The sequence below is a fragment of the Bacillus cereus group sp. BfR-BA-01360 genome (genome assembly GCF_022663595.1).
Classification (GTDB): domain Bacteria; phylum Bacillota; class Bacilli; order Bacillales; family Bacillaceae_G; genus Bacillus_A; species Bacillus_A cytotoxicus.
The window spans coordinates 1-221 of record NZ_JAKUFV010000108.1; the positions used below are offsets into that span (position 1 = coordinate 1).

A 221-nucleotide genomic window follows, 5' to 3' on the forward strand; every position below is an offset into this window, starting at 1 on the left:
AAAAAAGTATTGACTCTAAAAAAGAAATGTGATATAAATTAATTCTGCAAATTGTATGGGCCTATAGCTCAGCTGGTTAGAGCGCACGCCTGATAAGCGTGAGGTCGATGGTTCAAGTCCATTTAGGCCCACCATACAACTTGGGGCCTTAGCTCAGCTGGGAGAGCGCCTGCCTTGCACGCAGGAGGTCAGCGGTTCGATCCCGCTAGGCTCCACCAAAT

General features: G+C 48.4%; 2 tRNA genes. Both read left to right on the forward strand.

Going from position 1 to position 221, the window contains the following annotated elements:
- The first annotated feature begins 57 nt into the window (after window positions 1-57).
- Window positions 58-134, forward strand: a tRNA-Ile gene (locus MR056_RS22165).
- An 8-nt stretch (window positions 135-142) separates the two neighbouring features.
- Window positions 143-218 (forward strand) — tRNA-Ala (locus MR056_RS22170).
- The last annotated feature ends 3 nt before the right edge of the window (window positions 219-221 follow it).